Source organism: Thermophilibacter sp., assembly GCF_966187215.1.
Genome location: NZ_CBIFYV010000113.1, coordinates 1 through 7,790 on the forward strand (window position 1 = coordinate 1; position 7,790 = coordinate 7,790).

Here is a 7,790-nt window from a genome sequence, read left to right on the forward strand (position 1 = left end):
CCCCCCGCAGGAGCCCGGGCTTTGCCTAGGCGCGGGCGGGGGTCACATGAGGGAGGCGCCCGATGACGGGCGCCCGTGAGAAGGGAGTTGTCATGAGGAGCGAGAAGTTCGTCGAGATGCTGGGGCTCATGCCGGAGGGCCCCGCTCCCGCGGAGGCGAGCGAGCGGCTGCGCGAGCAGCTGGACGCCTCGGGGCGATACTGGTTCCATGACGTCTCGGGCGACGGAACGCGCTACGAGATGAACGGGCGCCGGCACGGCATCGCCTTCGCCCGCGGGATCGTCGAGCTGCGGCCCGACGGCCTGGTGGTCGTCCGCGTGGAGACCGGGCAGCGCGTGGCCCCCGAGCTCGAGCGTGCGACGAGGAAGCTCTTCTCGTGCTACTCGAGCCGCCTCAAGGTCCCTGGGCTCGCCGTCGAGGACGGACGCGCGGTCTTCGTGACCGAGCCCTTCGACGCGCTGGAGGGGCGGCGTGACGTCGAGGAGGTCCTCGGTCTCGCGCTCTCCACCGTCCACGCGTTCGCCGGCGTCATGCTCGCGCTCGACGCCGGGGCGGAGCCCTGGACGCTCATCGACTACGACGAGCCCGGGGACGGGGGCGACGATGACAGCGGCGAGACGATCGCGCCGCGGCAACGGGTGGGGAGCGAGCCCGGTCCCGATTTCGCGCGCGAGCTCAGGAGGAGGCTCGAGGCCCTGGTCGCGCAGCGTCGGGCCGAGGACGAGGCGACGGAGGAGCGCGCGTAGGCGCGCCAGAGAGGAGACTGAGATGACCATCAAGAGCTCGGGCGCCACGCCCCTGGACGGCATGACGCTGGGACACGGCGGAACCGCCTTTGCCCCCTGCGACGATGACTCGTCCTACGCCTACTATGAGCGCGGGGACAGCGGTTGCTCCGTGATCTACGAGCTGGGGGTGGACCACCACTACCTGCGCTTCACGCCCAACTGGATGCTTCCGGAGGGGGCTCGCGACCGTCGCGCGTGGCAGCGCTTCGCCTTTGGGCTCGAGGACGACCGCGCCCTCGAGCTGCGGATCGACTTCACCGACGGCGAGGTCCGCTACTTCTACTCGGCGACGCCGCTCGAGGAGCTCGACGACATTGAGCGCGCCGTCGAGGAGGGGGTGGAGTTCGTGACCTCCCTGTATCCCGACGTCAAGCGCTTCGTGGCCGAGCAGCTCTCGGCAGCCTAGCGGTCGCGGGCAGGCACGGAGCCGCCGACGAGGCGGGCGGGGCACCGGTCCCGCCCGCCTCGTCGTGTCGCGCTTCGGCACCGGGCGCTTAGGCCGCCGCCCCCTGGACCTCTCGACACGCGCCGGAGCCCACGACCCGTGAGAGCTCCACGCCCGCGAGCACGAAGGAGATCGTGGCGGACGCGCTCGAGGAGAGCAACGGGAAGGGGATGGCGGGAACCGGCGCCAGGTGGAAGACGTAGAGGGCGTTTCCCGCGGCCGACGCCGCAAAGGTGGCGAGAAGCGCGAGCGCGAGGTTCCTCTCGGCCGGGCCGAGCGAGGGGAGCGCGCGCAGGAACGCCGCGATGACGCTCGCCACGACGAGGGCCGGCAGGGCGAGGCCCGCCCACCCAAACGCGGAGACCGCCTGGCCCAGCGTGTAGAGGGTCGAGAAGTCCGGGGTGGCAAGCGTCGCCACATCGGGGACGCCGTCGCCGAGCGGGCGCGCGCCGCGCAGGACGTCACTGAGGACGCTGAGGTCAAAGCCCGCGCCGTAGACGTCCGAGGGCGCTTCGAGCCAGTCGATGATGCGGTCGGGGAACATGGTCAGGGCGAGAAGGACGAGCGCGAGGGTCGCCCCCAAGGCGCCGAGCGCGGCGCGCGTGCGGCGCGGCGCGTTGAGCACGTAGAGGACAGCGGTCACGAAGAAGAGCAGGAGGAGCTCGGCGAGCGAGCCCGAGCTCGCGAGGAGCGCCACCGCCACGGCGAGCGCGGCCGCGAGGTCGCGCCGCTCGCCGCCCCGCGACGAGAAGAACCCTGCGACGCCCGCGGCGAGTGCCGACAGCGCGAGGACGGCGGGGTCGAAGCCCCACCGCCAGAAGGGTATGCGCCCGGTTCCGCTGGCAAGCCCCAGCGCGAGCAGGCCGAGGCCGAGGGTCGTGGCGCCGACCTGCCCGTCGTCCGGCTCGCGGTCCGCGAGGCACAGGGCGGCGACGGCAGCCCCGACAAGGACGAGCAGCTCGCCGGTGCCGCCGAGTGCCGTGGTGCCGCGCAGGTAGAGGCCCATCGCCGCGAGGGCGGCAAGCGGCCCGAGGGGCGCGGCGTCGAGCCAGGGGCCCGCCGCCACGACGGCGACGAGCGAGGCGAGAAGTACGACGGAGCACGCGACCGTCCCGACGGGGCTGCCCGTCCGGAACGCGAGCGCGGCGAGGCAGCCCGCGGAAAGGCCCGCGGCAAGCAGCGACGAACGTCCCCGTCTGACGTCGGCGAGCGCGCACGACACGGCGCCGAACAGCGCGAAGAGCAGAACGATTGGTTGACGAGGCATGACTGCCCCCCTTTCCGGCAATGGCCGCTCAGCCCACGTGCGCAGGCTCGATCACCTTGTCCGCGAGCCCGTACTCGACCGCCTCCGCGCCCCACATCCAGTGGTCGCGCTCCATGTCCCTCGAGATCGCCTCGACCGGGTTTCCCGTTCTCTCGGCCATGATCCGGTTGATGCGCTCGCGGGCCTCGAGGATGTGCTGGGCCGCTATCGCGATGTCCGTGGCCTGGCCGGACGCCCCTCCGAGGGGCTGGTGAATCAGGACCTGGGTGTTTGGGAGAACGGCACGCTTCTCGGGGGTGCCGGAGCAGAGGAGAAACGCCCCCATGCTGGCGCACATGCCGACGCCAATGGTCCTGACGTCGCACGGCACGTACTGCATCGTGTCGAAGACCGCCAGCCCGGCGGAGACGCTGCCCCCGGGGGAGTTGATGTAGACCGTGATGTCCGAGTCCGAGTCGGCCGCGAGCAGGAGGAGCTGTGAAACGACTCGGTTGGCGAGCGAGTCGTCGATTGCCCCCGCTAGGAAGATGACCCGCTCCCTAAGAAAGGCGCTGGCCACGTCGATGGTGGTGTCGTTCTGAAGCGTCATGACATCTCTCCCGTTCTCTAGTCGTTGCCTTCGTCAATGCTTGCGCCGGGGCTCCCTACTCCTCGAGCTACGCTGGGCGATCCCTGTTCCCAGCCGCCGCCTCGCCCTGGGCGATTGACTCGGTGATCCCCTCCATCTCCTCCTTAATCCATGACCTGACGTGCGACCTCACGTCAAACACGCGGCGAGGGGGCAGGGTGCGGCGGTCTTCCTCCGGGTGCCTCGACTCGCGGCCGGTTCGCGGGAGGGTCGGGCAGATGGACTCGTAGTCGGGGAGGGCTGCGACGAACGGGGCCAGGTCCTCCATGAGGACGACCGCCTCGGTCTCCCCGGCGCGCTTCTCAAGGCGCTGCAGCTGGCCGCTCGTCATCCTCGGCACCGTCTTCCCGCCGGGGGTCACGTACTCGCCGAGCTGCTCGCTGAGCTGCTTGAGGTAGCACGGGTCCCTCGTTCCGAGGAACAGATGGTTGTACATGTTTCCGATGATGGCGTCCTTGAGCTCCCTGCCGTAGACGTGCTCGAGCTGGGCGTCCGACTGAACGCAGACGTGCAGCTTGATCCCGCGGCCGCGGCAGGCGGAAACGACCTCACCGAAGCTCGGTATGCGCTTGGAGAGGTTGCCGAACTCGTCGAGGACAAAGTCGACGGGCTGCCGACGGGCCTCGTCGCTTGCCTCGGCGAGCGAGATCGCCTGAGCCATGAGCTGACCGAGGATTGCCGTTGCGATGGGGGCGAGCTCCGAGTGCTCGTCAGGGGAGATCAGGAATATCGCCGTCCGCTTCCCGGCGAGAGCGGAGGCGTCAAAGCTCGAGCGAGAGAGCACGCTCATGAGGCCCTCCTGCGAGCTGTAGATGCTCATGTCCTGGCGCCACACCGACAGGATGGACGCCTTCGTCGCCTCCGGGGCGCCGAGGGTTCCCGCCGCCGAGAAAGATGCGATCGTCCCCTCCATGTGGGAGAAGAACATGTCGAGAGGCGCCCGGCCCCTCGGACGCCCCATCGAGTCGCGATCCATCGCCGCGACGGACTCGAGGGTGAACTCCTCGAGGTCGCACTTCGCCTCGAGCATGCCCAGGCACAGCGCGGTGAAGTAGTCCTGGGCCGAGTTCTCCCAGAAGGGGTCGACCCCGTATGCCGCGGCTGAGCTGGAGAAGACGGTGAAGGCGAAATTCCTGATCAGCCGTGCCGCGCCGTCACGGTCCCCGGAGTTCCAGGACGTCCATGCGGCGGAGAGGGGGTTGTACTGGTCGGGAGAGCATGCGGGATGGCGCAGGTCGACGACGTGGACGCTGTAGTCCATGAGCTCCAGAAGCCCGGCGAGGGCTTCGACGATCTCGCCCTTCATGTCGTTGACGACCAGGTTGTGCCCTGCGAGGATCATTGTCTCGGCCATGGGGATGATTGCTCTCCGGGTCTTCCCCCTTCCGCTGCAGCCGATGATGAGGGAGTGGCTGTCTCCGGGCGCGACCTGCACGGACCCGCTCCCGCGGGAGCCGACGACGAGTCCCCCGTCGGGACAGAGCTCCCCGAGCTTGCGTCTGTCTGCCTCATCCTCCACGAGGCGCGCGTAGCCCCCGCGTCTCTCAAGCAGCTCGACGGCGCCCCTCACGTTGCAGCAGACGCTGCTCCTCATGATGTCCGCCTCGGACGCGAACCTGCTTCCGGTCAATGCGACCACCCACCTCTCTAGAATCCAAACCTGCTTGACCCGTACAGCCCGGCCACGGTCCTGTCATAGCCGTCGAGAAGCTCCTCGACCCGACTCGGGTCATTGAGGTCGGCCCCGAGCATCCGGGCCTTTGCGGCAACGCCGCGCGAGAGGGCGTAGCTGATCTCGAGCGAGGCCGTGTCGAGACCCTCGAACCAGGAGACGAGGGCGTCGAAGCCGGGTCCTGCGCCCTCTCCGCCGAAGACGGAGTCCGCGAGCATCACCGGGGTCGGCGGGAGCATGGAGATCGGCTCGACCGGAACCCCGCAGGACACGCTGATCAGGCTGACGAGTCGGTCCGCGTGGCGCCTCTCGGAACAGCGGGCGGTGAACACGAAGTCGACATGAGGGTGCGCCTGAACGTGATGGACCAGCGCGTCCCAGCCTCCCTTGGAGGGGTCCGCGCCGACCCATCCGGTGAGATCGATGCAGTCGACGCCGTGGAAGTCGTTCGTGACCTCCGCGCGGCCCTCGAGCTCGTCCCTGAAGCGCTCGACGTCGGAGGGACTTCCCGCATAGGGGAAGTTCCTGCGAGCGAAGTGCCTTCGACGCGAGTCCGCCCGGTGGACGCCGTTGCTGACGTTCTTTTCGTAGGTCATGTCGGCAAGCTCGGCGATGAGCGCGTCCTCTCCGACGTCTCCGTGCCCGGGCAGCCTGAGAAAGAGCGCCGGGGCGTCGAGCGCCTCCGCCCACGAGCTCAGAAGATTCCAATCCTTATCCGAGATGTTATAGCTCTCAACCATTGCTCGCCCCTTTCCCGCGATGTGAGCCCACCGTAAAGGGGCGTTCGGGACCCGCGTTGCGCAACGGGGCCACGGGACGTGTGGTTGCGTGAGCAGCGTCAGGAGGCGGGGCGCCCGGCCCCGTCCGACACCAGGAGAAGGGACCTGCCATGATCACCGAGACCCCACGTTTTGCCAGCCTGCCGCCCGTCGCCGCCGACCAGGACCACATGTCCGTCCTCATCGCGGTGGACACCTCAGGGTCGGTCTCCGGCGAGGCCATCCGCAACATCAACGCCAACCTCAACAACTTCAAGGGCATCATCTGCGAGGATCCCATCGCCGCCAAGCGCGTGGACGTCTGCGTCATCTCCTTCGACGACGAGGTACGCGTGATCCAGGACTGGTGCCCCATCAAGGAGATGCACAGCTTCGAGCTCTCCTGCGGCGGCTGCACGGACCTCAACGACGCCGTCCTCACGGGCATCCAGAAGATTCGCGAGCGCAGCCGCGAATACGTAGAGAAGGGCATCGTGGAGCGCAAGCCCTATCTCATCGTCATGACCGACGGCTTCGACACCGTGACCGGCAACGTCGACGCGGCTGCCGACCTCGTCTACGAGCGCGTCACCGGCGGCAAGATGAAGCTCTGGTTCCTGGGCTTTGGCGAGTACGACAAGGCGACCGCCTCCAAGCTCTGCCGCGCGCACGGCGACTGGTGCTTCGAGGTCAAGAACGGCGACTTCAACTTCAACGACTTCTTCGACTTCGCCGCCAACAGCGTCAAGGCCGTGAGCACCTCGGCCCCCGGCGAGGAAGTCACGGTGGACACCGCCGTCGGGACCAGCCAGAGCAACGTCTCAATGGTGCCCCTCCGCGACGCCTGGCTGAACGACTAGCCCTCGTAGGACAACGCAGCGGGGCCGGCGCCCGTCGGGGCGCTGGCCCCACGAGAGAAGGGACTGATCGAGATGCTGCACACCTATGGCACGAGCGTCGTCGGCCCATGGCATGCCGAGGCCGGCGTCCCCTGTCAGGACTCAAACGCCTCCTGGGTTTCCGAGGACGGGACCCTCGCCGCAGCTGCGGCGAGCGACGGCCTGGGAAGCGAGACCCACTCCGACGTGGGGAGCGCGGTCGCCGCGCGGGTCGCCGTCGACTACTGCGACGAGCACGCGCGCCCCGGCGCCGACCCCCAGGAGACCCTCGAGGTGCTTCGCGGCGCCTATCGGGCCGCCTACGTTGCGGTCCTCGACCGCGCCGCCGAGATGGGGGAGTCCGCCGGGGAGTTTGACGCCACGCTCAGCCTGGTGCTTCTCGACGGCGACCGGCTCTTCTGGGGGCAGTCGGGTGACTCGGGGATCGTGGCGGGAATGTCTGACGGGACCTACGTCCTCGTCACGAAGATGCAGCGTGACGACGAGGGGCGCGTGTACCCGCTCTGCTTTGAAAACCACTGGGAGTTTGGCGTGCTCGAGGGCGTTGCCACCGCGCTGCTCTGCACCGACGGCGTGCTTGAGGGCATGATCGCCCCGCCGCTTCTGGCCGCCAACACCGACTGCCCGCTCGATCGCGCCAAGGCCCGGATGTTCCTGCACCCGCTCCCTGACGACGCGGAGCACCTCGACGAGGTGCAGCGCCAGGCCGCCGCCTACCTCGAGTCCTACCCGCGCGAGCTCATCGACGACGACAAGACCGTCGTGGTGGTCTTTGACGACGAGCGCCTTCCCGAGGACCAGCCCGACGACTACTACGCCGAGCCCGACTACGCGGCCATCCGCGAGCGGGCGTACCAGCAGCTCTACCGGCGCAGCGGTGAGACGTCGGCCGCTGGGTCGGGGGACGACGACCTTGATGGGCCCTCGGACCGGGAGGACTCCGGCGGACGCGGGGCGCCCGAGCCCAGTCCGGCTCCTGACCCGTGTCCCCGCGCCGTCTCGCCCGCGGCAACTCCCGGAGAGCCGCCTGCGAAGGGGGTGATCTGCCGCATGGGCGGGACCGTGGCCAAGTCCCTGAGGGACTCGTCGCCGGCGCTCCGGCGGGCGGCCGAGGCGGCCCTCGAGGCGGGGACGGTGCTCGGGCGCGGATGCATCAGGGCGATCGACGAGGCCTTGGACGCCGTCGGTGGCTCGACGCCTCCTTCGCCCGAGGAGAAGGGTCCCTCCGGGCCGGACGCGTGATGCCCCTGACCCCGGAGTCGTCTCCCCCATTTTGCAACAGGGGGTGACGAAGAAGATCCCGATCTCCGGGTCTGGGTGGGAGAGAGGAGAA

8 protein-coding genes are annotated in these 7,790 nt (G+C 69.1%); 4 read left to right on the plus strand and 4 right to left on the minus strand.

The genetic code is table 11. From position 1 onward, the window contains the following. The first annotated feature begins 92 nt into the window (after positions 1 to 92). Positions 93 to 746 carry a hypothetical protein gene (locus ACWTSU_RS08995; RefSeq protein WP_455139886.1) on the plus strand — a complete coding sequence of 218 codons (654 nt, stop codon included), beginning with the start codon at positions 93 to 95 and terminating at the stop codon, positions 744 to 746. A 22-nt stretch (positions 747 to 768) separates the two neighbouring features. Then, complete coding sequence (locus ACWTSU_RS09000) at positions 769 to 1,194, plus strand: hypothetical protein (protein WP_455139888.1); 426 nt, start codon at positions 769 to 771, stop codon at positions 1,192 to 1,194. A gap of 88 nt (positions 1,195 to 1,282) precedes the next feature. Here ACWTSU_RS09000 and ACWTSU_RS09005 read toward each other — a convergent pair whose 3' ends face one another. From ACWTSU_RS09005 to ACWTSU_RS09020, 4 genes are all read right to left on the minus strand, one after another. Next, entirely contained in the window at positions 1,283 to 2,500 is a 1,218-nt protein-coding gene (locus ACWTSU_RS09005; protein WP_455139890.1) for a hypothetical protein, read from the minus strand. A gap of 28 nt (positions 2,501 to 2,528) precedes the next feature. Then, positions 2,529 to 3,089: a ClpP family protease gene (locus ACWTSU_RS09010; RefSeq protein WP_455139892.1), complete on the minus strand. Its 561-nt coding sequence runs from the start codon at positions 3,087 to 3,089 to the stop codon at positions 2,529 to 2,531. Between the two features lie 67 nt (positions 3,090 to 3,156). After that, on the minus strand, positions 3,157 to 4,722 hold the full coding sequence (locus tag ACWTSU_RS09015) for a type IV secretory system conjugative DNA transfer family protein (protein ID WP_455139894.1): 1,566 nt from the start codon (positions 4,720 to 4,722) through the stop codon (positions 3,157 to 3,159). 53 nt (positions 4,723 to 4,775) lie between these two features. Continuing rightward, a complete protein-coding gene (locus tag ACWTSU_RS09020; RefSeq protein WP_455139896.1) occupies positions 4,776 to 5,540 on the minus strand; it encodes a hypothetical protein in 765 nt (254 codons plus the stop codon). 149 nt (positions 5,541 to 5,689) lie between these two features. On the opposite strand from ACWTSU_RS09020, the gene ACWTSU_RS09025 reads away from it, so the two are divergent. Both ACWTSU_RS09025 and ACWTSU_RS09030 read left to right on the plus strand, forming a co-directional pair. After that, on the plus strand, positions 5,690 to 6,418 hold the full coding sequence (locus tag ACWTSU_RS09025) for a vWA domain-containing protein (RefSeq protein WP_455139898.1): 729 nt from the start codon (positions 5,690 to 5,692) through the stop codon (positions 6,416 to 6,418). A gap of 72 nt (positions 6,419 to 6,490) precedes the next feature. After that, positions 6,491 to 7,699, plus strand: coding sequence for a protein phosphatase 2C domain-containing protein (locus ACWTSU_RS09030; RefSeq protein WP_455139900.1), 1,209 nt, complete (start codon positions 6,491 to 6,493; stop codon positions 7,697 to 7,699). Positions 7,700 to 7,790 lie beyond the last annotated feature (91 nt).

Bases quoted from the DNA above. Each gene is read 5' to 3' on its own strand.
- ACWTSU_RS08995 (WP_455139886.1), top strand. From the start codon at position 93: ATGAGGAGCGAGAAGTTCGTCGAGATGCTGGGGCTCATGCCGGAGGGC.
- ACWTSU_RS09025 (WP_455139898.1), top strand. From the start codon at position 5,690: ATGATCACCGAGACCCCACGTTTTGCCAGCCTGCCGCCCGTCGCCGCC.
- ACWTSU_RS09005 (WP_455139890.1), bottom strand. From the start codon at position 2,500: ATGCCTCGTCAACCAATCGTTCTGCTCTTCGCGCTGTTCGGCGCCGTG.
- ACWTSU_RS09030 (WP_455139900.1), top strand. From the start codon at position 6,491: ATGCTGCACACCTATGGCACGAGCGTCGTCGGCCCATGGCATGCCGAG.
- ACWTSU_RS09015 (WP_455139894.1), bottom strand. From the start codon at position 4,722: ATGAGGAGCAGCGTCTGCTGCAACGTGAGGGGCGCCGTCGAGCTGCTT.
- ACWTSU_RS09010 (WP_455139892.1), bottom strand. From the start codon at position 3,089: ATGACGCTTCAGAACGACACCACCATCGACGTGGCCAGCGCCTTTCTT.
- ACWTSU_RS09020 (WP_455139896.1), bottom strand. From the start codon at position 5,540: ATGGTTGAGAGCTATAACATCTCGGATAAGGATTGGAATCTTCTGAGC.
- ACWTSU_RS09000 (WP_455139888.1), top strand. From the start codon at position 769: ATGACCATCAAGAGCTCGGGCGCCACGCCCCTGGACGGCATGACGCTG.